The sequence below is a fragment of the Microlunatus sp. GCM10028923 genome (assembly GCF_042666975.1).
Lineage (GTDB): Bacteria > Actinomycetota > Actinomycetes > Propionibacteriales > Propionibacteriaceae > Microlunatus.
Genome location: NZ_JBHTFF010000005.1, coordinates 23,904 through 44,757, shown reverse-complemented (window position 1 = coordinate 44,757; position 20,854 = coordinate 23,904). Strand labels below are relative to the sequence as shown.

Annotated in this window: 23 protein-coding genes; 16 read left to right on the top strand and 7 right to left on the bottom strand. The window is 70.9% G+C overall.

The window, feature by feature from the left end; all coding sequences use genetic code 11:
* Positions 1 to 50: 50 nt before the first annotated feature.
* On the top strand, positions 51 to 389 hold the full coding sequence (locus ACFQU4_RS13310; RefSeq protein WP_179754325.1) for an Lsr2 family protein: 339 nt from the start codon (positions 51 to 53) through the stop codon (positions 387 to 389).
* A gap of 378 nt (positions 390 to 767) precedes the next feature.
* The gene (locus ACFQU4_RS13305) at positions 768 to 1,010 is read left to right on the top strand and encodes a hypothetical protein (protein WP_377492401.1); all 243 of its coding nucleotides are present in this window, start codon (positions 768 to 770) and stop codon (positions 1,008 to 1,010) included.
* Between the two features lie 1,049 nt (positions 1,011 to 2,059).
* Here the strand turns inward: ACFQU4_RS13305 and ACFQU4_RS13300 are convergent.
* Complete coding sequence (locus ACFQU4_RS13300) at positions 2,060 to 2,599, bottom strand: GNAT family N-acetyltransferase (RefSeq protein WP_377492398.1); 540 nt, start codon at positions 2,597 to 2,599, stop codon at positions 2,060 to 2,062.
* Positions 2,600 to 2,802: 203 nt separating this feature from the next.
* On the opposite strand from ACFQU4_RS13300, the gene ACFQU4_RS13295 reads away from it, so the two are divergent.
* A complete protein-coding gene (locus ACFQU4_RS13295; protein ID WP_377492395.1) occupies positions 2,803 to 5,346 on the top strand; it encodes an ATP-dependent Clp protease ATP-binding subunit in 2,544 nt (847 codons plus the stop codon).
* Positions 5,347 to 5,418: 72 nt separating this feature from the next.
* On the opposite strand, the gene ACFQU4_RS13290 is transcribed toward ACFQU4_RS13295, so the two are convergent.
* Complete coding sequence (locus ACFQU4_RS13290; RefSeq protein ID WP_377492392.1) at positions 5,419 to 5,643, bottom strand: hypothetical protein; 225 nt, start codon at positions 5,641 to 5,643, stop codon at positions 5,419 to 5,421.
* A 29-nt stretch (positions 5,644 to 5,672) separates the two neighbouring features.
* Here ACFQU4_RS13290 and ACFQU4_RS13285 point away from each other — a divergent pair, with 29 nt between their 5' ends.
* The 3 genes from ACFQU4_RS13285 to ACFQU4_RS13275 all read left to right on the top strand — a co-directional run bounded on the left by ACFQU4_RS13285 (position 5,673) and on the right by ACFQU4_RS13275 (position 7,843).
* Positions 5,673 to 6,458: a maleylpyruvate isomerase family mycothiol-dependent enzyme gene (locus ACFQU4_RS13285; protein WP_377492389.1), complete on the top strand. Its 786-nt coding sequence runs from the start codon at positions 5,673 to 5,675 to the stop codon at positions 6,456 to 6,458.
* Positions 6,459 to 6,493: 35 nt separating this feature from the next.
* Positions 6,494 to 7,177, top strand: a complete 684-nt coding sequence (locus ACFQU4_RS13280; RefSeq protein WP_377492387.1) for a GntR family transcriptional regulator — start codon at positions 6,494 to 6,496, stop codon at positions 7,175 to 7,177.
* A 126-nt stretch (positions 7,178 to 7,303) separates the two neighbouring features.
* Positions 7,304 to 7,843, top strand: a complete 540-nt coding sequence (locus ACFQU4_RS13275) for a histidine phosphatase family protein (protein WP_377492384.1) — start codon at positions 7,304 to 7,306, stop codon at positions 7,841 to 7,843.
* A 12-nt stretch (positions 7,844 to 7,855) separates the two neighbouring features.
* Here ACFQU4_RS13275 and ACFQU4_RS13270 read toward each other — a convergent pair whose 3' ends face one another.
* Together ACFQU4_RS13270 and ACFQU4_RS13265 are read right to left on the bottom strand one after the other, a co-directional pair.
* Positions 7,856 to 8,551: a class I SAM-dependent methyltransferase gene (locus ACFQU4_RS13270; protein ID WP_377492381.1), complete on the bottom strand. Its 696-nt coding sequence runs from the start codon at positions 8,549 to 8,551 to the stop codon at positions 7,856 to 7,858.
* Positions 8,552 to 8,574: 23 nt separating this feature from the next.
* Positions 8,575 to 9,279 (bottom strand): cyclase family protein, encoded by a 705-nt coding sequence (locus ACFQU4_RS13265; protein ID WP_377492378.1) that lies wholly within the window; start codon positions 9,277 to 9,279, stop codon positions 8,575 to 8,577.
* Between the two features lie 82 nt (positions 9,280 to 9,361).
* Between ACFQU4_RS13265 and ACFQU4_RS13260 the strand changes: the two genes are divergently transcribed.
* The 3 genes from ACFQU4_RS13260 (at position 9,362) to ACFQU4_RS13250 (ending at position 12,346) form a co-directional block, all read left to right on the top strand.
* On the top strand, positions 9,362 to 10,327 hold the full coding sequence (locus ACFQU4_RS13260; protein WP_377492375.1) for a sugar phosphate isomerase/epimerase family protein: 966 nt from the start codon (positions 9,362 to 9,364) through the stop codon (positions 10,325 to 10,327).
* Positions 10,328 to 10,329: 2 nt separating this feature from the next.
* Positions 10,330 to 11,334: a 4-hydroxythreonine-4-phosphate dehydrogenase PdxA gene (locus tag ACFQU4_RS13255; protein ID WP_377492372.1), complete on the top strand. Its 1,005-nt coding sequence runs from the start codon at positions 10,330 to 10,332 to the stop codon at positions 11,332 to 11,334.
* A gap of 103 nt (positions 11,335 to 11,437) precedes the next feature.
* Entirely contained in the window at positions 11,438 to 12,346 is a 909-nt protein-coding gene (locus tag ACFQU4_RS13250; RefSeq protein ID WP_377492369.1) for a DMT family transporter, read from the top strand.
* Between the two features lie 6 nt (positions 12,347 to 12,352).
* On the opposite strand, the gene ACFQU4_RS13245 is transcribed toward ACFQU4_RS13250, so the two are convergent.
* The 3 genes from ACFQU4_RS13245 to ACFQU4_RS13235 all read right to left on the bottom strand — a co-directional run bounded on the left by ACFQU4_RS13245 (position 12,353) and on the right by ACFQU4_RS13235 (position 15,420).
* Positions 12,353 to 13,189: an aldo/keto reductase gene (locus ACFQU4_RS13245; protein ID WP_377492366.1), complete on the bottom strand. Its 837-nt coding sequence runs from the start codon at positions 13,187 to 13,189 to the stop codon at positions 12,353 to 12,355.
* 132 nt (positions 13,190 to 13,321) lie between these two features.
* Complete coding sequence (locus ACFQU4_RS13240) at positions 13,322 to 14,164, bottom strand: SAM-dependent methyltransferase (protein ID WP_377492363.1); 843 nt, start codon at positions 14,162 to 14,164, stop codon at positions 13,322 to 13,324.
* Positions 14,161 to 15,420 (bottom strand): FAD-dependent monooxygenase, encoded by a 1,260-nt coding sequence (locus tag ACFQU4_RS13235; protein ID WP_377492359.1) that lies wholly within the window; start codon positions 15,418 to 15,420, stop codon positions 14,161 to 14,163. Before ACFQU4_RS13235 ends, ACFQU4_RS13240 begins: the two co-directional genes overlap by 4 nt.
* Positions 15,421 to 15,549: 129 nt before the next feature.
* Here ACFQU4_RS13235 and ACFQU4_RS13230 point away from each other — a divergent pair, with 129 nt between their 5' ends.
* From ACFQU4_RS13230 to ACFQU4_RS13200, 7 genes are all read left to right on the top strand, one after another.
* Complete coding sequence (locus ACFQU4_RS13230) at positions 15,550 to 15,909, top strand: SchA/CurD-like domain-containing protein (RefSeq protein ID WP_377492356.1); 360 nt, start codon at positions 15,550 to 15,552, stop codon at positions 15,907 to 15,909.
* An 83-nt stretch (positions 15,910 to 15,992) separates the two neighbouring features.
* A complete protein-coding gene (locus tag ACFQU4_RS13225) occupies positions 15,993 to 16,784 on the top strand; it encodes an SDR family oxidoreductase (protein ID WP_377492353.1) in 792 nt (263 codons plus the stop codon).
* Positions 16,781 to 17,122, top strand: coding sequence for an antibiotic biosynthesis monooxygenase family protein (locus ACFQU4_RS13220; protein WP_377492350.1), 342 nt, complete (start codon positions 16,781 to 16,783; stop codon positions 17,120 to 17,122). Before ACFQU4_RS13225 ends, ACFQU4_RS13220 begins: the two co-directional genes overlap by 4 nt.
* 13 nt (positions 17,123 to 17,135) lie before the next feature.
* A complete protein-coding gene (locus ACFQU4_RS13215; protein ID WP_377492347.1) occupies positions 17,136 to 17,408 on the top strand; it encodes an acyl carrier protein in 273 nt (90 codons plus the stop codon).
* Positions 17,409 to 17,420: 12 nt separating this feature from the next.
* Positions 17,421 to 18,299, top strand: a complete 879-nt coding sequence (locus ACFQU4_RS13210; RefSeq protein ID WP_377492344.1) for a cupin domain-containing protein — start codon at positions 17,421 to 17,423, stop codon at positions 18,297 to 18,299.
* Entirely contained in the window at positions 18,296 to 19,567 is a 1,272-nt protein-coding gene (locus tag ACFQU4_RS13205; RefSeq protein WP_377492341.1) for a beta-ketoacyl-[acyl-carrier-protein] synthase family protein, read from the top strand. Before ACFQU4_RS13210 ends, ACFQU4_RS13205 begins: the two co-directional genes overlap by 4 nt.
* Positions 19,564 to 20,784: a beta-ketoacyl synthase N-terminal-like domain-containing protein gene (locus ACFQU4_RS13200; RefSeq protein WP_377492338.1), complete on the top strand. Its 1,221-nt coding sequence runs from the start codon at positions 19,564 to 19,566 to the stop codon at positions 20,782 to 20,784. Before ACFQU4_RS13205 ends, ACFQU4_RS13200 begins: the two co-directional genes overlap by 4 nt.
* Positions 20,785 to 20,854: the final 70 nt, after the last annotated feature.

Below are 20,854 nucleotides of genomic sequence, written 5' to 3'. Positions count from 1 at the left end.
CGTGAGTTTTTTGGCCATCCGGCAAAATTTCAGAACGGAGAGGGACCTTCATGGCACAACGCGTTCAGGTCATCCTCGAGGATGACTTCGACGGCGGCAAGGCCGAGGAGACAGTGAGTTTCGGACTCGACGGTGTCGATTACGAGATCGATCTGTCGACCAAGAATGCGAAGGCGCTGCGCAACGCGCTCGATCCCTGGCTCACCGTGGCCCGCCGGACCGGCGGCCGTCGCCGGCGCTCTTCGGCGCGCGCCGCATCGGCGAAGACCGCGGACCGCGGCAGCACCAGCGAGATCCGGGCCTGGGCCGTGGACCAGGGCTATGAGGTCAGTAGCCGCGGCCGTGTTCCGGCCGAGATCCGCGAGGCGTACGAGAAGGCGCACAAGTAGTCGCTGTGTGAAGTCTGGTCGGAGTTCCTCCTCCCAGACTCCACACATGACAAGAACGGGCCGGAGTTCCTCCGGCCCGTTCTTGTCTGCAAGGGGACACCCCTTGGACCCCGTCGGTCGTGGATTTCCTGCTGGGTTGCGCTGGGTGCCGCGGGCCACTAGCGGGAAGAGGCGGGCTTTTGGGCGCCGGTCGTTATTCCTCTGGGAATGGGGCTTTTCGGCGGATCATGATCAACGGCCTCGGTGGTGGCGTGGTTCGGCTCGGGCGGGTCGATGGCATCGAGTGGAACGCTTGACCGCTGGACAGGGCCGGATATGCGGTCAAGGCGTCCACTCGGCGCAGTCGGACCGGGACGGGCGGCGGCGAGGCTGCGCGGGGTGATCACGAAGGAGGACGGGTTCACGGTCTTCGGCTCAGAACTGGGCGGACTGATCCGCGACCTCGACGGCTCGGCCGACCTGGCCCGCGACGTGAACCTGACGGACTTCGATCCGCGGCTCGGCGGCGAGGCGGCCGACCGGGCGCGGTTGCGGGAGCGGTTGATTCCCACGGCGCGGCCACAAGATCTCCCGTGGGCCGCGACCGGAGCTCGCCGAGTGGACGGAAAGGACCGTGCCTGAGGACTGAGAGCGGTCAAAGCGTCCACTCGGTGTGAGCCCGATCAGTGCGCCCGGTGCCGAACCGTACGATCTTCGGACTGCGGGTTCTGATGCCCGGGTGATCATTCCGCCCAAGGGCCGTAGCCGCTGACCGGCCCCACGGCGTAGCGCACCACGTACCCACGCGTTCCTCAAGGTGCTCGTCGCCGTCGCTCTCGGGCGGTCGCTTGCTGACGACCCTTGACTGGCGGGGCGCGGGACTCGGCCAGCCGCCGCGCACGCAGACGCCGGGCGCAAGATCGGAAGTGGCCCGAGTCGCCAAGCACCGAACGTCCCCGCGCCAAGGTCCGCAGGTGCCCGGGCACCTGATCCGGATGCGGCCCGGCCGCCGGAATCCGCGAGGACGGCTGGCCCCAGCGCGCACTGCGACGGCCGGGTCCAACGCGCACTGAGGCGGCGGGGTCCAGCGCGCGCTGGGGCGGCGGGGTCCAGCGCGCGCTGAGATGGCTGGGTCCAGCGCGCGCTGAGATGGCTGGGTCCAGCGCGCGCTGAGATGGCGGGGTCCAGCGCGCGCTGGGGCGGCTGGGTCCAGCGCGCGCTGGGGCGGCTGGGTCCAGCGCGCGCTGAGATGGCTGGGTCCAGCGCGCGCTGAGATGGCGGGGTCCAGCGCGCGCTGAGATGGCTGGGTCCAGCGCGCGCTGAGGCGGCTGGGTCCAACGCGGACTGAGGCGGCTGGGTCCAACGCGGACTGAGGCGGCCGGGTCCAACGTGCGCTGAGGTGGCCGGGTCGAACGTGCGCTGGGGTGGCCGGGTCGAACGTGCGCTGGGGTGGCCGGGTCCAACGTGCGCTGAGGTGGCCGGGTCCAACGCGCACTGAGCTTGTCGAAGTGCCAAGCCCGATCCGACCCGTCACCGGGAACGCGAGGAAGTCGGCGATCCAAACGTCGGCCGGGGGCGGGCGTTCGGCGCTCGGCGAGGCGCGCGCCGCTGGAATGGGACCGAAGCTCAAGCCGCGCGCTCCCTCTCATCCGCCCGCGGGACCGCGGTCTGATCCCCAAGCCGCTGGCCTCCTAGCCCTGCGTGCTGCGCTCGATCCGGTAGGTCACGTTCGGGCGCAGCGGTCCCTCGGGGGCGCTGGGGTCGTCGAAGTCGCGGGCGGGGTCTCGGGTCATGCCGATCCGCTGCATCACGGCCTGTGAACGCAGGTTGGTCGCGGTGGTCAGGGCGAGGATCTCGGACAGCCGAAGGACGTCGAAGCCGAAGGTGAGGACGGCTCGGGCGGCTTCGCTGGCGTACCCCTTCCCCCAGGCCGACCGGGCCAGCCGCCAGCCGATCTCCACGCCGCCGAACGGGAGTTCGTCCTCCACGTCGTCCAGGCCGGCGAAGCCGATGAGCTCGCCGGTGGCCTGCACCTCGACGGCCCACCAGCCGTACCCGCGCCGCTCGAAGTCGGCCTCGAACCGGCGCACCGACGCGTCGCTCTCGGCCCTGCTCAGGACGGGTCCGAGATGCTCGCGTACCTCCGGGTCCGCGTTGATCGCTGCCCACGGTTCGAGATCGGATTCGCGCCAGCGACGGAGCAGCAGACGGTCGGTGCGGAGTGCGTTCATGCCGCTCAGCCAACGGGACCCGTCCACTCGGGGCAACGACTTTTCGGCCCCGGTCCTACCCGGCGCAGTTTCGCTGTTAGCGATGAGGCGCCATCCGGGGCGGAACACCGGCGGGCCCGGCGGTCCCGCTGAGTACAGTGGTGACGAGATGCGGACCCCCTGCTCGAGGTCGGGGCCCCGCATCCGAGCCGAGGGAGATGGGAATGTTCGAACGGTTTACCGACAGGGCCCGGCGCGTCGTGGTGTTGGCGCAAGAAGAGGCCCGGATGCTGAACCACAACTACATCGGGACCGAGCACATCCTGCTGGGTCTCATCCATGAGGGCGAAGGAGTCGCCGCCAAGGCGCTCGAGTCGCTGAACATCTCGCTCGAGGCAGTCCGGCAAAAGGTCGAGGAGATCATCGGCCACGGCCAGCAGTCGCCGAGCGGGCACATCCCGTTCACGCCGCGGGCCAAGAAGGTGCTGGAACTGAGCTTGCGGGAAGCCCTGCAGATCAACCACGCCTACATCGGCACCGAGCACATCCTGCTCGGCCTGATCCGGGAGGGTGAGGGCGTCGCGGCCCAGGTGCTGGTCAAGCTCGGCGCCGACCTGAACCGGGTCCGCAACCAGGTGCTGCAGCTGCTCAGCGGATTCCAGGGCAAGGAGGCCGCGACCTCCGGCGCTCCCGAGCAGGGCAGCAACGCCCCGTCCTCCTCGATGGTGCTGGACCAGTTCGGCCGCAACCTGACCAAGGACGCCCGGGAGAACAAGCTCGACCCGGTGATCGGCCGGGAGACCGAGATCGAGCGCGTGATGACCGTGCTCTCCCGCCGCACCAAGAACAACCCGGTGCTGATCGGCGAGCCGGGCGTCGGCAAGACCGCCGTCGTCGAGGGCCTGAGCCAGGCGATCGTCCGCGGCGACGTTCCGGAGACCCTGCGCGACAAGCAGATCTACACGCTGGACCTGGGCGCCCTGGTGGCCGGGTCCCGCTATCGCGGTGACTTCGAAGAGCGGCTGAAGAAGGTGCTCAAGGAGATCCGTACCCGCGGCGACGTGGTCCTCTTCATCGACGAGATCCACACGCTGGTCGGGGCCGGCGCGGCCGAGGGCGCGATCGACGCCGCCAGCATTCTGAAGCCGATGCTGGCCCGCGGCGAGCTGCAGACCATCGGCGCCACGACGCTCGACGAATACCGCAAGTACGTGGAGAAGGACGCCGCCCTGGAGCGCCGGTTCCAGCCGATCCAGGTCGCCGAGCCGTCGATCGCGCACACGATCGACATCCTGCGCGGCCTGCGCGACCGGTACGAGGCGCACCACCGGGTCACGATCACCGACCAGGCCCTGGTCGGCGCGGCCCAGATGGCCGACCGCTACATCTCCGACCGGTTCCTGCCGGACAAGGCGATCGACCTGATCGACGAGGCCGGCGCCCGGCTCCGGATCCGCCGGATGACCGCGCCGCCGGACCTGCGCGAGTTCGACGAGAAGGTCGCGGCCGTACGGCTGGAGAAGGAAACCGCGATCGACGCCCAGGACTTCGAGCGGGCCGCTGGCCTGCGTGACGACGAGAAGAAGTTGCTCGCCGCGCGCGCCGAGCGGGAGGCCCAGTGGAAGTCCGGTGACCTCGACGTGGTGGCCGAGGTGGACGAGGAGATCATCGCCGAGGTGCTGTCCTCGTCGACCGGCATCCCCGTCTTCAAGCTGACCGAGGAGGAGTCCTCGCGTCTGCTGAAGATGGAGGACGAGATCGGCAAGAGCTACATCGGCCAGGAGGACGCCGTCAGGGCGCTGTCCCGGGCGATCCGGCGGACCCGGGCCGGGTTGAAGGACCCGCGCCGGCCGAGCGGCTCGTTCATCTTCGCCGGGCCGTCGGGTGTCGGCAAGACGCACCTGACCAAGGTGCTGACCGAGTTCCTGTTCGGTGATCAGGACGCCATGATCACGCTGGACATGAGCGAGTTCTCCGAGAAGCACACCGCCTCCCGGCTGTTCGGCTCCCCGCCCGGCTACGTCGGGTACGAAGAGGGCGGCCAGCTCACCGAGAAGGTGCGCCGGAAGCCGTTCAGCGTGGTCCTGTTCGACGAGATCGAGAAGGCCCACCCGGACATCTTCAACTCGCTGCTGCAGATCCTGGACGAAGGTCGCCTGACCGACGCCCAGGGCCGGGTGGTCGACTTCAAGAACACGGTGATCGTCATGACCACCAACCTGGGCACCCGGGACATCGCGAAGTCGGTCAGCCTCGGGTTCGCGCAGGCCGGTGACGCCGGCGGCTCGTACGAGAAGATGAAGGCCAAGGTCACCGACGAGCTGAAGCAGAACTTCCGGCCCGAGTTCCTGAACCGGATCGACGAGGTCATCGTGTTCCACCAGCAGTCGCTGGAGGACATCGAGCGGATCGTCGACCTGATGGTGACCGAGATCGAGGGTCGCCTGAAGGACAAGGACATGGGCATCGAGCTGACCCCGGCCGCGAAGCGTCTGATCGCCAAGCGCGGGTTCGACCCGGTGCTCGGCGCCCGGCCGTTGCGGCGGGCCCTGCAGCGCGACATCGAGGACATCCTCGCCGAGAAGATCCTGTTCTCGGAGCTGAAGTCCGGCGAGATCGTGGTCGTGGATGTCGCCGACGAGGGTTCGGAGCAGCCGTTCACCTTCACCGGCACGCCGCGCTCGTCCCTGCCGGACGCCCCGCCCGCCGAGTTCGACGTGGTCAAGGGCAGCGGCACCGACGGCGACAAGCAGGCCGCCGAAGGCTGATCGCCGAAAGCCGTACCGACCGAAGGGCCCCGCGAGAGATCGCGGGGCCCTTCGTCGTCGGATCGGGGCCGGTCAGTCGCCGTCGTCGCTGCCGGTCCGGCCGTGCAGCAGGGCGACCGCGACCGGGTCGTCGGTACGCAGCCGCTCGACCTCCTCGCCGTCGTCGCACCGGCACAGCGAGACCGTGACCCCGCGCTCGGACCTGGTCAGGACGTGCCAGGTCGCGCCGGACTCCTCCCACCGCCGGAGCCGCTCGAGCAGGTCGGCGGCCGGGATCGCGGGCAATTCGTTCGTCATCGTCACCACCCGTCTTCTACGGTACGGCCATGGTTTCCCTCGACTACCTCGGCGCCCTCGCCGCGAACTCCGACCGTTTCGCCGAGGTGATCGCCCGGACGCCGCAGGACCGTCCGGTGCCCAGCTGCCCGGACTGGACCGCGGCCGACCTCTGGTTCCACCTCGGCGAGGTGCAGTGGTTCTGGGCGCGGATCGTCGGCGGGCCGCTGACCGAGACGGCCGACGTCGAGGCGTTGCCGGAGCCGGAGCGGCCCGATGATCTTGGGGCGTTCTTCACCAAGGCGACCACCGCGCTGCGGGAGGCGCTGGCCGCCGTTCCTCCGGAGACGCCGGCCTGGAGCTGGGCCGAGGAACAGACCGCCGGGTTCAGCCGCCGGCGGCAGGCGCAGGAGGCGCTGATCCACCGGGTCGACGCCGAGCTCACCGCCGGTGACCGGACCCCGCTGGACGCCGCGCTGGCCGCCGACGGGGTGGCCGAGGCGCTCACGGTGATGTACGGCGATCCGCCCCGGGACTGGGGCGAGTTCCGGCCCGACCCGGCCCGGGTGATCGAGGTGGTCAGCACCGACACCGGTGATCGCTGGCGTACCCAGGTCGGGCGGTTCACCGGCACCAGCAGTTCGGGCACCACGCACGACCTGCTCACGCTCGACGTGGCGACGCCGGGCGTCGAGCCGTCGGCGGTGATCTCGGGTACGGCGGCCGACCTCGACTGCTGGCTCTGGCGGCGCACCCCGTACGGCGAGGTGATCACGGAGGGCGACCCGGCGACCCTCGAAGCGCTGGCCCACGTGATGCGGAAGGGCCTCAACTGAGCCCGAGAATTTCCTTCTTCCTATAGGGTCCCGGCATGAGCACCGGTGAGGGCCGGCTGGACCGGCGGGCGTTGCGGGACCAGGTCTACGACCGCGTGCTCGAGCTGCTGCTGTCCGGCGAGATCGAGGCCGGCGAGCGGCTCTCGATCGACACCATGGCCCGCGACCTGTCCGTGTCGCCGACCCCGGTGCGGGAGGCCATGGTCCAGCTGGAACGGACCGGCCTGGTCACCCGGGAGGCGCTCAAGGGCTACCGGGTCGCGCCGCCGCTGGACCCCGAGCAACTGACCGAGCTGTTCGATGCCAGGGTGATGCTGGAGGAGACGGCCGCCCGGCTGGCGGCCGCCGCGACCGATCGCCTGCTGCCCGCCCTCCGCGAGGCGCACGACCGGCACCGGGCCGCCAGCGACGAGGTGCTCGCGGCCGACGAACCGGTGCCGCTGCCGGTGACCCAGCGCTACTTCGACGCCGACCGCGCCTTCCACGACGTGATCTTCGCCCACTCGGGCAATCGCTACCTGGTGGAGATGTACGACGGCCTCGGCGCCCTGACCCACCGGATGCGCCAGTCCGCCCTGCGCGGTCCGGACGACGTCCGCGAAGCCGTCGCCGAACACGAGGCCGTCCTGAAGGCGTACGAGAGCGACCCTGCGACCGCCCCCGAAGCCCTCCGCCGCCACGTCACCGGCGTCCGCAACCGCTCCCTCTCCGGCCACTGAAAACCCGCTGACCCGGCACAAAAGCAGGCGTCTGGGCGGCGTGTCGCTGCACAACTGCCCGGTCGGCGATTGGGAACTCGGTGACCGGGAGTGGGTGAACCGGATGGTGGTTGGCAGGCTGGGGACATGGCCGTCGACATCGTGTACGAGACCCACTCCATCAGCCAGGACAACGAGCAGCGCCAGGCGTCGGGCTGGCGGGGCAGCGAGCTCTCGGCCCGCGGGCTTCGGCTCGCCGAGGAGCTCGGCCAGCGTCGGCGCGGCGACGGTCTGGCGGCCGTGTTCGCGTCCGACCTGACCCGGGCCGCGCAGACCGCAGCGGTCGCGTTCGCGGGCACCGAGATGCCGATCCTGCTGGACTGGCGGCTCCGGGAGTGCGACTACGGCGACCGGAACGGGATGCCGGCCGACGACCTGCACCGGGACCTGGCCGAGCACCTCGACGTGCCCTACCCGGGCGGCGAGAGCTGGCGCCAGGCCGTCGAGCGCGCGAGCGGCTTCCTGGCGGACCTCCCGAGTCGCTGGTCGGGCTCCCGGATCTTGATCATCGGCCACGTCACGACCCGCTGGGCGCTGGACCACGTCATCGACGGCAGGCCCCTCGAGGAGTTGATCAAGGCCGACTTCGCCTGGCGGGAGGGCTGGGAGTACCGGCTCGAACCTTGATCAGCTTCCGGCTCACGGACGGCGGAGGCGGACTGCCAGCAGGGTGGGCCGGTGCGCCAGCCGGTCGTACCGGCCCGCATCGAGCTCGCGATAGGCCTCGACCGGGCGCGGCTCGGTCAGCCGCTCCAGGACGAAGCCGGCCCCGAGCAGTTCGCCGAGGAAGACCTCGAGGTTCATCCGCTGCAGCCGGACCGAGTGGCGTCCGTCCGGCAACGGTAGATCGACCCACTCCTCGGAGTAGTAGGAGTCCGCGAAGTGCTGCCAGTCCGCCGTCGGGTGCGTCGTCGAGAGGACCAGCCAGCCACCCGGGCGGAGCACCCGGAACACCTCGGCGAGGAACCGGCCCCGATCCGCCAGGTGGTGCAGCACCAGCGCGCACAGGACGCCGTCGAACGAGCCGTCGGCGAGCCCGTCCAGTGGCGTGTTCAGGTCGTGCCGGCGTACCTCCGCGCGATCACCGAGGCGGGTCCGGGCGTGCTCCACCAACACGGCACTGTCCTCCAGCCCTAAGACCGAGGCCCCTCGTTCGGCCAGGGCGTCCGCGTAGAAGCCGGCGCCGCAGCCGGCATCGAGGATCCGTCGGCCGGCCACGTCGCCGGCCAGTTCCAGCATCGCCGGCCGGTCGATATAGGCGTTGTACGCGCTGTTCTCGGCGTGGTCGTTGAAGATGTCACCGAGCGGGCCGTGATAGGCGAGATTCGAGGGCATGATCACAAACTAAAGGACCGGCATCAGTCACCCTCATCCGGTACGAAAGCCAGGGCGCGGACCGGCGCCCCGTCGGAGCGCGGCACTCGCAGCGGTACGGCGGCGAAGGTGCACCGGGTGACCTTGATCGCCGCCAGGTTGGTCAGGTACTCGATCTGCGGAATCCCTGCTGCCAGGAGGATCCGGTGACACGGCCAGTCGTCGTCCAGCTCGGCGGCCGGGGTCCAGTCGTCGACGTAGTCGGCCCGGATGCCGCGGTCCTGCGGGAAGTCGTACCCGATCGCGGAGACGCCGGCGGCCCGCACCCACTCGGCGGCTGCCCGGGTCAGCCAGGGTGCTCGGGTCCAGTACTCGGGCGTCGTGGTCGGCCAGCGGCGTTCATGATCACTGCGGAGCAGCAGGATGTCGCCTTCCCGTACCTCCGCTCCGGAGAGCAGCTCGGTGCCGATCGGTGCGTTGTCGCCGGCGGCCGAGACGTCGATGATCACGGCCGGGCCCATGATCGACTGCAGCGGCACCTCGGCCAGCCAGCCTCCGTCCGGGTCGATGTGTCGCGGCGCGTCGACGTGGGTGAAACCGTGCGCACTCATGGCCAGGGCCGTGTTGTGGAAGGCGCAGCCGCCCTTCCCGGTGCCCTCCCGGTACGTGATCGTCGGCGCGAACCGCCAGTGCTCCTCGATCGGCATCGAGCAGTCGATCACGGCATGATCAAGAAGCCGCAGCGTCATCGGTGTCCTCTCTTCAAGCCTTATCCTATAGGATATAGGTAGGCGTTGCTGTCGCGGCGCCGGAGCCACCGAGAGGAGCACCATGGCTGCCCCGAGTCTCCAGGACCCGACGCCGACATCCTCGGCGCAGGACTGGCCGATCGCCACCTGTCTGCACGGCATTCCCACGGCCGGCCGCGACGGTGTGCCGCTGCACGACGCCGAACCCGAGGCCTGGCGGGAGGTGTTCCGGGAGGTGTCCGACCTCGGCTTCGACCGGATCGAACTGGCCGACAGCCATCTCCGTCCGGCCGACTACGACGCCGCCCGCCGGGACGAACTGATCAAGCTCGCCGGCGAGTACGGGATCGCGATCCCGTCGCTGCACGTCGCCCGCAAGAGCGTGATCATGCCCGGCCAGGAGGAGGCCAACCTCGCGTACGCGCATCGGTCGATCGACGCCGCCGCGGCCTGGGGGATGGAGGTGTTCTCGACCGGCCTGCACCAGCCGTTCAGCGCGGCGCAACGGTCGGCGCTGTGGTTCTGGACCGCTCCCGGGCCCGAGGACCCGGACGATCCGGAGGTGTGGGCGGCCACCGTGTCCCGGATCCGCGAGCTGGGCCGGCACGCTGCCGAGGTCGGGCTGCGGATGTCGCTGGAACTGTACGAGGACACCTACCTGGGCACGGCCGACAGCGCGGTCCGGCTGATCGAGGAGGTCGGGCTGGACAACGTCGGGCTGAATCCCGACGTCGGCAACCTGATCCGGTTGCACCGCAGGGTCGAGGACTGGCGCGAGCTCTACGCCAAGACGTTGCCGTACGCCAACTACTGGCACCTGAAGAACTACCACCGCGACGAGGCCGCCGACGGCAGCTGGTTCAGCTCCACCCCGGCCACGCTGGAGACGGGCTTGATCAACTACCGGCAGGTGATCAAGGACGCGGTGGCCGCCGGCTACGACGGCATCCTGCTGATGGAACACTACGGTGGAGACAGTCTCGGCGTCTGCGCCACGAACCAGCATTACCTGCGCGGCCTGCTCGAGCAGGCGACCAAGGAGAGTTGATCATGAACAAGCTTCCCCGGATCGCCCTGACCCTCGGCGATCCCGCCGGGATCGGGCCCGAACTGGTGGCCCGGCTGCTGGCCGACCCGGCCAGCTCCCGGCAAGCCGAGATCGTCCTGGTCGGTGACGAGACCGAGCTGGCCGGGGCGATGGCCGACGCCGGGGTCGAGTTCGGCTGGTCTCGTGATCATGGTGACGGCCGGCCGACCCTGGTCGACAACGGCGGCGAGCGGCCGGCCGGCGGGTTCGTCCGGCAGGAGGCGACCGAGGCGGGCGGCCGCTGGGCGATGGCGAGCCTGCGCCGGGCGCTGGAGCTGTCCCAGCAGGATGCCGTCGACGCGATCGTCTTCGCTCCGCTGAACAAGTCGTCGCTGCACCTGGCCGGGATGACCGAGAACGACGAGATGTCCTGGTTCGAGACCGTCCTCGACGACGGCACCCGGGCCACCGAGCTCAACGTGCTGCCCGATCTGATCACCGCGCGGGTCACCTCGCACTGCTCGATCGCCGAGGTGGCGGACCTGATCACCGAGGACCTCGTCGTCGAACGCGGCCTGCTGCTCCAGCAGGTGCTCCGGGCGCGGGGCCTCGAGGATCCTAGGATCGGCGTCTGCGCGCTCAACCCGCACGCCGGCGAGGGCGGCCGGTTCGGCCGGCACGAGATCGAGATCATCGAGCCGGCGGTCGCCGAGCTGGCCCGGCGCGGCGTCGCGGCGACCGGCCCGTACCCGAGCGACACGATCTTCCTGCGCGCCCGGGACGGTGCCTTCGACGGCGTGCTGACCATGTATCACGACCAGGGCCAGATCGCCGTCAAGCTGCTCGGCTTCGACCGCGGGGTGACCCTGGCCGGCGGCCTCAGCGTCGGCGTCTGCACCCCGGCCCATGGCACCGCATTCGACCTGGTCGGCACCCGCTCGGCCAACCTCGGCGCCTACCAGCACGCCTTCGAGCTGGCCGTCGCGATCGGCGCCGCCCGGGACCCCGCAGTTTTTCACGTTACGTGAAAAACTGGCACTTCCCGCGAGATATAACTCGCGGGAAGCGCCAAGAAGTGTGGGGAAGTGGACGGCGTACGGGGCGTCGCGCAAGGTCTGACACAGTGGGACGGTGACGTCCGCGGAGTCCTTGGGGGAGGCCGACCCGCCGGGGCGGCTGGATCGGCTGGCCGGCCGGGTGCCGGCGGTCTGGCTGGTGTTGATCGGCATCGTGTCGGTCCAGTTCGGCGCCGCGATCGCGAAGAACCTGTTCCACGTGGTCTCGCCGACCGCGATGGTCTGGCTCCGGCTGACCAGTTCCGCGGTGCTGTTGTTGATCATGGTACGGCCTCGGCTGCGCGGCCGGTCCCGGCAGGACTGGCTGCTGGTGATCGGCTTCGGGCTCATCCTGATGGTGATGAACTGGGCGATCTACCAGTCGATGGCCCGGATCCCGATCGGCGTCGCGGTGACGATCGAGTTCCTCGGCCCGCTCGCGGTGGCGGTGATCATGTCCCGGCGAGCCCGGGACCTGGCCTGGGTGATCCTGGCCGGCGCCGGGGTGGCCATCCTCGGCTTCTCGCCGGCCGGGCTGAACCTGCCCGGCGTCGCCTTCGCCCTGCTGGCCGGCCTGTGCTGGGCCTGCTACATCCTGCTCAGCGCCCGCACCGGCCGCAGCTGGTCCGGCCTGTCCGGTCTTGCGGTGGCGAGCCTGATCGGGACGGTCGGGCTGACCCCGTTCGCCGTCGCCGAATCCGGGCCGTCGCTGCTGCAGCCGCAGGTGTTGATCTTGGGCGTCGCGGTGGGCCTGATGAGCTCCGTGATCCCGTACAGCCTGGAGATGCTGGCACTGCGCAGGATCCCACCGGGCGTGTTCGGGATCCTGATGAGCCTGGAGCCGGGCGTCGCCGCCCTGGCCGGGATGATCATGCTGGCCGAGTTCCTCAGCGTGACCCAGTGGATCGCGCTGGCCTGTGTGGTGATCGCGAGCGTCGGGGCGACCCGGACCCGCCGGGCCGCCGACCCGCCGCCGGTCGACTGACCTGCCTCAGTGGCCCTGGCGGTCGGAATCGGCCAGTCCCTCGCCGCGTCGATCGAGACCCGAGATCGCGGCCAGCTCGTCGTCGGTGAGCTCGAAGTCGAAGATCGCCAGGTTCTCCGCCTGCCGCTGCGGATCGCCGGACTTCGGGATCGCCACCAGGCCCAGCTGGTGGTGCCAGCGCAAGATCACCTGGGCCGCCGTCTTGTCGTGGGCCCGGGCGATCTCGGTGATCACCGGGTCGCTCCGCAGCCCGTCGCCGGAGCCGCCGATCGGCGTCCAGGACTCGATCACGATGCCCTGCTCCGCGGCGAAGGCCCGGTCCTCCTCCCGCGGGTGGAACGGGCTGAGCTGGATCTGGTTGACGTCCGGCACGATCCCGGTCTCGTCGATCACCCGGCGCAGGTGGGCCGGCTTGAAGTTCGAGGTGCCGATCGCCCGGACCAGGCCGTCCTCCAGCAGCGCCTGCAGACCGCGCACCGCGTCCACGTACTGATCTTGGTCCGGGTTCGGCCAGTGGATCAGCAGCAGGTCCAGGTAGTCGAGGCCGAGCCGTTCGATGCTGGCCTGGAACGCCTTCCGCGCACCGTCGACGCTGTGCCATTCGCGGTTGAACTTGCTGGTGACGAACACCTCGGACCGGGGCACGCCGGACGCGGCGACGCCGGCCCCGACGGTCTCCTCGTTGCGGTAGTTCTCGGCGGTGTCGAGCAGCCGGTAGCCGGCCTGCAGCGCGGTCCGTACGGAAGCGACGCCGGCGTCACCGGTCAGTCCGTACGTGCCGAGGCCGAGGGCGGGCAGCTTCGCGCCGTTGCGCAGTTGGATGAGCGGGGCGACGCCGGTCATACAGGCCTCCAACGGATCGGGAGTGGGTACGGCCCGATCATGGCATGCCCTTCGACAGGCTCAGGGAGCGGTGGTGGTACGGCTCAGGGAGCGGTGACGGTACGGCCTCAGGGGCGCGGTGACCGTACCGACTCAAAGGGCTGAGGCGTGGCGTTCGCCGCTGACCAGCCACATCCGGGCGTCGTCGACGATCGCCGGGTCGGTCAGCCGCGGGACCGGCCGGCGGTGCCGCTGGGCCAGCGCGGTCTGCGGTGTCACCGACGCGGTCCAGCCGTGCCCGGCCAGCCAGGCCACCGGGTCCTCGACCGTCGAGTGCCAGGACGCGCCGACGTTCTTCAGCCGCTCGTGCACGGCCCGCATCTCCGGCAGGTCGACGTAGGCCTGGTTGATGTGCTCCAGTGCGATCGCGCTGCCGGGCGCGGAGAGGCCGCCGATCCGTTCCAGCAGCGAGTCGTTGTCGGCCCGCTCGAGGTACATCAGCAGACCTTCGATCAGCCAGGCGGTCGGTCGCGTCGGGTCGAAGCCGGCGGCGATCAGGTCGGCCGGCCAGTCGTCCCGCAGATCGGCCCGGACCACCGTGCGCCGGCAGCGCGGCTCGGCCCGGTGCACGCCGAGCACCGCCTGCTTGAACGCGACCAGGCCCGGCAGGTCGATCTCGAACAGCTGGGTCCCGTCCGGCCAGTCCAGCCGGTAGGCGCGGGTGTCCAGCCCGGCGGCGACCAGCACCACCTGCCGCCGGCCGGCCGCGGTCGTCGAGCGCAGGTAGTCGTCGAAGAAGCGGGTCCGGAGGACGAAGTGCTCCTGGTTCAGCCGGCCGGCCTGGGCGACCTGGATCCAGCCGATCGTGTCGACGAAGTGCTGGGCCAGCGGGTCGTCGAACAACCGGTCCGGCCGGCGGTGCTCCTCGGCGCGGGCCTGGGCGATGATCACGGCGGTCCGGCTGACGCCGGTGGTGGGCTGCTGCAGGGTCGTCATGGCCGTCCTTCGGTGGTGGTGAGCGGATTCAGATCCATCGTCAGTTGGTACGTCTTGCGGTAGACCAGGCGCGGGAACGCGATCCGCATGAATGCGTCCCGGGCCGCGCAGACCACCGGATGCCGCCAGCGGCTGAACACGCCGTTGGCCCGGGACTGCCGGACCAGCCGGGCGGTCCGGTCGGTGCGCGCGGCGTCATAACGGCGCAGCGCGGTCGTCAGGTCCGGACCGGCCGCCAGCGAACCCGCCAGCACGGTCGCGCCCTCGATCGCCTGGTTGGCGCCCTGGCCGAGGTTGAACGTCATCGGGTGCGCGGCGTCGCCGACCAGGGTGACCCGGTCGGTGCTCCAGCGCGGCACCGGGTCGCGGTCGGCGATGTCGACCGGCTGCAGGGCGTTCGCCGGCGTCGCCGCGATCAGCTCCGGGATCGGGCCGGGCCAGTCGCCGAACAGCCGGGTCAGGAACGCCTTGCCCTGCTCACCGAGCTGCCCGTCCCGCAGCCGGTGATCATCGCGCGCGACCTCGTCGCTGACCACCCCGTCCCAGTAGACGAGGCCCCCGGCCAGCCGGTAGCAGACGAACCACAGCCCGCGACCGAACGTGTTCACGAACGCGCCGTCCGGCAGCCCGCCGGGGTCGGCGACCACGCCCTGCCAGGCCCGGACACCGGCGTGCCGGGGCGGCGGCTCGGCCGGGATCAGCTGCCGCCGGACCACCGAGCGGATCCCGTCGGCGCCGACCAGCAGGTCCGTCCGCACCTCCCGGCCGTCGGCGAACCGGACCAGAACGCCGTCGGCATCCTCCGCGAAGCCGACGCAGTGCGCACCGTACTCGATCGGGCCGGGTGCCGCCTCGGCGAGCAGCCGGTGCAGCTCCGGACGAGCCACCGTGTACGCGGCCGCGCCGGTCCGCCGGGCGCCGTCGGCCAGCGACCAGGTGGCCAGGTCATGATCGGTGGCGGACCGGAAAAGGTAACGCTGCAAGGGAATCCCGGCGCCGGCCAGCTCGCGCTCCAGGCCCAGGCCGCGCAGCGCGATGGTCGCGTTGTGCCAGACCACCAGGCCGTTCCCGGCGCCGGCGTCGGTCGATTCGGCCCGGCGCTCGTACACGGTGGTGGCGATGCCCTGCCGGTGCAGCGCCCGGGCGGTCGCGAGACCGCCGATCCCGCCGCCGATGATCACGGCGGTGGCCGGCGGGCTCATCGTACGTTCCGAGGTTCCAAGATCATGATCACGACGGTACGCAGGTCGGACCATGATCGTCTTCCGTCGGCGGAATGAACTCCCGGTCCACCAGGCAGGGGAGCCCGGATCTCCTCCACCGGGTGGAAGACAGCGACCGCGCTGATGTCCAGGCTGGAAGCAGACGACGACGCGGGAGGAACGATGCAGCGATACGCGATCATGTTCCGGGTCAGGCCCGGAACCGAGGACCAGGTCAAGGAACTCCTGGCCGGCTACGAACCGCCGGAGTGGGTGACCCCGGACGGGGCTCGCCTGCTCGGCACCTCGATCTTCATCAAGGACGGGCTGGTGGTCCGGATGATGGAGGTGGACGGGCCACTGCCGAGCATCATGGCCCACCTGGCCCGGCAGCCGAGCATCCAGCAGCTGGAGCGGGACCTCGATCCCTTCCTGGCCGAGCCGCGGGACCTCAGCACACCGGAGGGTGCCCGGGCGTTCTTCGGCCGGGCGATGATGGAGCACGTCACCACCCGGGTCGCCACCCTCGAGGCGTCCACATGAGAAACACCCCACGACCCGATTCTCCTCCGCTTCGCTCCCCCGAACCGGGCCGCGGGGACCCCGAAAAGACGGCCCCGGCCCTGTTGATCACCGGCGCCACCGGCCCGCTGGCCGAGCCGATCGTCCGGGTGCTCGCCGACCGCGGCCACCGGCTGCTGCTGACCGGCCGCAACGCCGAGCGGCTGGCCGACCTGGACCGCCGGTACGGTGCGCCGGGCGTGATCGAGACCTTCCAGGCCGACGCCGCCCAGCCGGACGGCGCCCAGCAGGCGGCCGCCCGGGCCGCGGAACGATTCGACGGGCTCGGCGGTCTGGTCCACCTGATCGGCCGGTTCGGCTTCGGCCCGGTGATGCTCACCGACGTCGCGGTCTACGACGAGTTGATCATGTCGAACTTCCGCTCCGCGGTGGTGGCCACCCAGGCGGTGCTGCCGCACCTGACCGAGGGCGGCCGGCTGGTCTACTTCAGCACCCCGCTGGCGGTCGAGCCGCTGGCCGCGCTGTCGGCCTACTCGGCCGCGAAGGCGGCGCTGACCACCTGGGTCCGGTCCATGGCGCACGAGGTGAAGCGGCGCGGCATCCACGCCAACGTGGTGTCGATGACGATCGCGGACACGCCGAAGATGCGGGCCGAGCGGCCCGGTCTTGATCTTGATCACACGGTGGACCCGGCCCTGGTGGCCCGGGCGGTCGGCTTCCTGACCAGTCCGGAGTCGGACGGCCTGTACGGCAGCGTCGTCCCGGTGCTCGGCAAGTTCTCCTACAGCTCGGCGCTGGCCGGCGGGCCGCCGCCCGGGGTGGGTGGCCCGCCGCCGGGAGCCCGTACCTCCGCGGCACCCGCCACCGGCGCGCCGGCCCAGGCAGGTGCGCGATGACGGGCACCGAGGGCTTCCGGGCCCGGATCGTCTTCCTGCTCAAGGTTCCGCTCGAGTACGAGTACGACTTCCTGGACGCCTACGAACAGATCCGCTACGAGGTGGCCCGCGGCGTACCCGGACACCTGCGTGATCAGGTCTGCCGGTCGGCCACCGATCCCGAGCAGTGGATGATCACCAGCGAATGGCGGGACCTGGACTCCTTCGTGGCCTGGGAGGCCACCGAGGAGCACCGGGAACTGGCCGCACCGCTGCGGAAGTGCTTCACCGAGGCGCGCTCGCTCCGCTTCGAGATCTGTGCCGAGACCTCGGCCCAACCGACCACGACCTCCTCCTGAAGGGAACTTGATCATGACCAACGAGACCGTAGTGACCACCGCCGGCCTGACCGACGATGATCTTCGCCAGCTGCTGCTGGCGGTCGGACTGGACACCGCGGCCGCGGTGCCCGAGTCCTACCAGTCGACCTTCACCGAGCTCGACCTCGACTCGCTGGCCCGGGTCGAGATCGCCGGCCGGATCCAAGATCAGTTCGGGGTCGAGATCGAGCCGGACCTGACCGCGGAGGCCACGCCGGCCGGGATCCGCGACCTGGTCAACGCCCGGTTGTCCGGCCAGGCCTGAGAGGAGCGCATCATGATCGGACACACCGACAACGCCATCGAGATCGACGCCCCGAGCTCCTTCGTCTGGACCCAGACGAACAACCTGAGCGACTGGCCCAACCTGTTCTCCGAGTACGCGGAGATCGAGATCCTCGAGGAGACCGAGAACTCCGCGACGTTCCGGCTGACCATGCATCCCGATGATCAAGGTCGGGTCTGGTCCTGGGTCTCGGAGCGGCGCTGGGACACCGAGCAGGGCGTAGTCCGGGCCCGCCGGATCGAGAAGGGCCCGTTCGAGTTCATGAACCTGACCTGGACCTACCGGGAGCTGGGTCCGGACCGGACCGAATTGCGCTGGGTGCAGGACTTCGAGATGCGGCCGGACGCGCCGGTGGACACCGCCTGGATGACCGACAACATCAACCGCAACAGCGCGGTCCAGCTGAAGTTGATCAAGGACCGGGTGGAGCAGCGGCGCCGGCTGGTGGTCGGGTTCGGCGACGTGCCGGCCAACCGGCGGCGCGGCGGCGACCTGCGGACCATGATCGCTCCGCCGAACGTCGGGTCCTCGTCCGGCTTCTGCGGCGCGGTCCGGCTGGCCCCGGGCGAACGGGTCTCGGAGCACTACCACCCGTACTCGGAGGAGTTCCTGTTCGTCGCGTCCGGGACGCTGCAGGTGGACCTGGACGGCGAGGCGGTCACGGTGCCGGGCGAGCACGCGCTGCTGGTGCCGCGCAACGTACGGCATCGCTTGATCAACATCGGCGACGACGAGGCGCTGGCGGTGTTCCAGCTCAGCCCGCTCGCACCGGCACCGCAGCTCGGCCACGTCGACACCGAGCCGGGCCCGGAGGAGCGGGCCGTCCTGGTCGGCGACGGCGCGGCGAGCCGATCAGGTGTCGGGCGATGAGAAGAGTCGTCGTCACCGGCGTCGGCGTGGTCGCGCCGGGCGGCCCGACCCGGGAGGACTTCTGGCAGCGGATCGTCGACGGGAAGCCGGCGATCCGCCGGGTGACCGCGTTCGACCCGACCGGGTTCCGGTCCCAGATCGCTGCGGAGGTGGACTTCGAGCCGTCCCGGTACGGCCTCACGCCGCGGATCTGCCGGCGCACCGACCGGTTCGTCCAGCTGGCGCTCGCGGCGGCCGGCGAGGCGGTTGCCGACTCCGGGCTGGCCGTCGAACCCGACCAGGACGACGGCGACCGGCGCGGGATCTCGCTCGGCTCGGCGGTCGGCTCGTCGATCACCCTGGAGGACGAGTACGTGGTCGCCAGCGATCATGGTCGGGACTGGCTGGTCGATCACCGGCACGCGATGCCGTTCCTCTACCAGTCGCTGGTCCCGTCCAGCGCAGCGACCGAGCTCGCGGTCCGGTTCGGGGCCCGGGCCGCCGCCACCGTCGTGTCGACCGGCTGCACCTCCGGCATCGACGCGATCGGCCATGCGCTGCGGCTGATCCAGGACGACGAGGCGGACGTCATGATCGCCGGCGCGGCGGACGCGCCGATCACACCGATCACGGTGGCCTGCTTCGACGCGATCCGAGCCACCACGCCGCGCAACGCCGACCCGGAACGCGCCTCCCGGCCGTTCGACGCGGACCGGCAGGGCTTCGTGCTCGGCGAGGGCGCGGCCGTGCTGGTGGTCGAGGAGCTCGGCCACGCGCTGGCCCGGGGCGCCGAGATCTACTGCGAGATCGGCGGCTACGCGGCGCGGGCCAACGGGTTTCACATGACCGGGCTGCGCCCGGACGGGGTCGAACTCGGCGACGCGATCGTCGACGCGCTGGGCCAGGCCCGGCTGAACCCGGACCAGATCTCGTACATCAGCGCGCACGGCTCGGGCACCAAGCAGAACGACCGGCACGAGACGGCCGCCTACAAGCGGTCGCTCGGTGATCATGCCCGGCGGGTGCCGATCAGTTCGATCAAGTCGGTGGTCGGGCACTCGCTCGGCGCGATCGGCTCGATCGAGATGGCCGCCTGTGCGCTGGCGATCCAGCGCGGGGTGGTGCCGCCGACGGCGAACCTGGAGACGCCGGATCCCGAGTGCGACCTCGACTACACGCCGCAGGTGGCGCGCGAGGTCCGAGTTGATCATGCGCTGTCCGCCGGCAGCGGCTTCGGCGGCTTCCAGTCGGCGATGGTGTTCTCACGAGTGGCGGAGGTCGCAGCATGATGAATCCGGTGATCACGGGGATCGGGGTGGTCGCACCGACCGGGATCGGGGTTGCCGATCACTGGCAACAGACCCTGACCAGGACCTGCCGGCTCGGCCCCGTCGAGGGGTACGACGCGAGCGGCCTGCCGATCGGCGTGGTCGGCCAGGTGCCCGGCTTCGACCCGGCCGAGCGGACCGACAGCAAGCTCCGGGTGCAGACCGACCGGTGGACCTGGTACGCCCTCGAGGCGACCCGGCTGGCCCTGGCCGACGCGGCGCTGGACCCGGCCGACCACGATCCGTACCGGCTCGCGGTGGTGACCGCGAGCGCCTCCGGCGGCAACGAGTTTGGTCAGCGAGAGATCCACGCCCTCTGGGGGCAGGGCCCGCGGGCGGTCAGCGCCTATCAGTCGATCGGCTGGTTCTACGCCGCCAGCAGCGGCCAGATCTCGATCAAGGAGCAGCTCAAGGGATCCTGCGGCGTGATCGTCTCCGACGCGGCCGGCGGGCTCGACGCCCTCGCCGCGGCGAGCCGGTCGATCCGGCGCGGGGTCGGGGCGGCCGTCGTCGGCGGTACCGAGGCGCCGCTGTCCCCGTACGCGATCGTCTGCCAGTCCAGCCAGCCGGGCCTGAGCACGGGCCGCGACCCGGCCACCGCCTACCGCCCGTTCGCGGCCGACGCGACCGGCCAGGTGCCGGGCGAGGGCGGCGCGATGTTGATCATGGAGTCGCCGGGCTTCGCGGCCGAGCGCGGCGCGACCGCGTACGCGGAACTGGCCGGCACCGCGGCCACCCATGACGCCCACCACCCGACCGACCCGGCGCCCGATCACCGGCAGCTGACCCGGGCGCTGCGGACCGCGCTGGACCGGGCCGGCTGTGCCCCGGCGGAAGTGGGCGCCGTGTTCGCCGACGCGGCCGGCGATCCCCGGCTGGACCGGCTCGAGGAGGCCGCGATCGGCGAGGTATTCGGGCCGGGCGGCGTGGCCGTCTGCGTACCGAAGACGATGGTCGGCCGGCTCTGCTCCGGCGGCGCCGCCCTGGACGTCGCCTGGGCGGCCCTGGCGCTGCGTCACGGGGTGCTGCCGCCGTCGGTCAACCTGGACGGCGTGGCGACCTCGCTGGACCTGGTGACCGAGGCCCGTCCGGTGCCGGATCTGCGCGCCGTCGTGGTCCTGGCGCGGGGCGCGGGCGGCTTCAACGCCGCCGCCGTGCTGCGCCGTCCCGGCACCTGAGACACGGTGACGGAGGGCACACCGGACCTCCCGGGTGACTTCACACAAAGCTCACAGAAACTTACCCGGG

Bases quoted from the DNA above. Each gene is read 5' to 3' on its own strand.
- ACFQU4_RS13310 (WP_179754325.1), top strand. From the start codon at position 51: ATGGCACAACGCGTTCAGGTCATCCTCGAGGATGACTTCGACGGCGGC.
- ACFQU4_RS13300 (WP_377492398.1), bottom strand. From the start codon at position 2,599: ATGAACGCACTCCGCACCGACCGTCTGCTGCTCCGTCGCTGGCGCGAA.
- ACFQU4_RS13295 (WP_377492395.1), top strand. From the start codon at position 2,803: ATGTTCGAACGGTTTACCGACAGGGCCCGGCGCGTCGTGGTGTTGGCG.
- ACFQU4_RS13290 (WP_377492392.1), bottom strand. From the start codon at position 5,643: ATGACGAACGAATTGCCCGCGATCCCGGCCGCCGACCTGCTCGAGCGG.
- ACFQU4_RS13285 (WP_377492389.1), top strand. From the start codon at position 5,673: ATGGTTTCCCTCGACTACCTCGGCGCCCTCGCCGCGAACTCCGACCGT.
- ACFQU4_RS13280 (WP_377492387.1), top strand. From the start codon at position 6,494: ATGAGCACCGGTGAGGGCCGGCTGGACCGGCGGGCGTTGCGGGACCAG.
- ACFQU4_RS13275 (WP_377492384.1), top strand. From the start codon at position 7,304: ATGGCCGTCGACATCGTGTACGAGACCCACTCCATCAGCCAGGACAAC.
- ACFQU4_RS13270 (WP_377492381.1), bottom strand. From the start codon at position 8,551: ATGCCCTCGAATCTCGCCTATCACGGCCCGCTCGGTGACATCTTCAAC.
- ACFQU4_RS13265 (WP_377492378.1), bottom strand. From the start codon at position 9,279: ATGACGCTGCGGCTTCTTGATCATGCCGTGATCGACTGCTCGATGCCG.
- ACFQU4_RS13260 (WP_377492375.1), top strand. From the start codon at position 9,362: ATGGCTGCCCCGAGTCTCCAGGACCCGACGCCGACATCCTCGGCGCAG.
- ACFQU4_RS13255 (WP_377492372.1), top strand. From the start codon at position 10,330: ATGAACAAGCTTCCCCGGATCGCCCTGACCCTCGGCGATCCCGCCGGG.
- ACFQU4_RS13245 (WP_377492366.1), bottom strand. From the start codon at position 13,189: ATGACCGGCGTCGCCCCGCTCATCCAACTGCGCAACGGCGCGAAGCTG.
- ACFQU4_RS13240 (WP_377492363.1), bottom strand. From the start codon at position 14,164: ATGACGACCCTGCAGCAGCCCACCACCGGCGTCAGCCGGACCGCCGTG.
- ACFQU4_RS13235 (WP_377492359.1), bottom strand. From the start codon at position 15,420: ATGGTCCGACCTGCGTACCGTCGTGATCATGATCTTGGAACCTCGGAA.
- ACFQU4_RS13230 (WP_377492356.1), top strand. From the start codon at position 15,550: ATGCAGCGATACGCGATCATGTTCCGGGTCAGGCCCGGAACCGAGGAC.
- ACFQU4_RS13220 (WP_377492350.1), top strand. From the start codon at position 16,781: ATGACGGGCACCGAGGGCTTCCGGGCCCGGATCGTCTTCCTGCTCAAG.
- ACFQU4_RS13215 (WP_377492347.1), top strand. From the start codon at position 17,136: ATGACCAACGAGACCGTAGTGACCACCGCCGGCCTGACCGACGATGAT.
- ACFQU4_RS13210 (WP_377492344.1), top strand. From the start codon at position 17,421: ATGATCGGACACACCGACAACGCCATCGAGATCGACGCCCCGAGCTCC.
- ACFQU4_RS13205 (WP_377492341.1), top strand. From the start codon at position 18,296: ATGAGAAGAGTCGTCGTCACCGGCGTCGGCGTGGTCGCGCCGGGCGGC.
- ACFQU4_RS13200 (WP_377492338.1), top strand. From the start codon at position 19,564: ATGATGAATCCGGTGATCACGGGGATCGGGGTGGTCGCACCGACCGGG.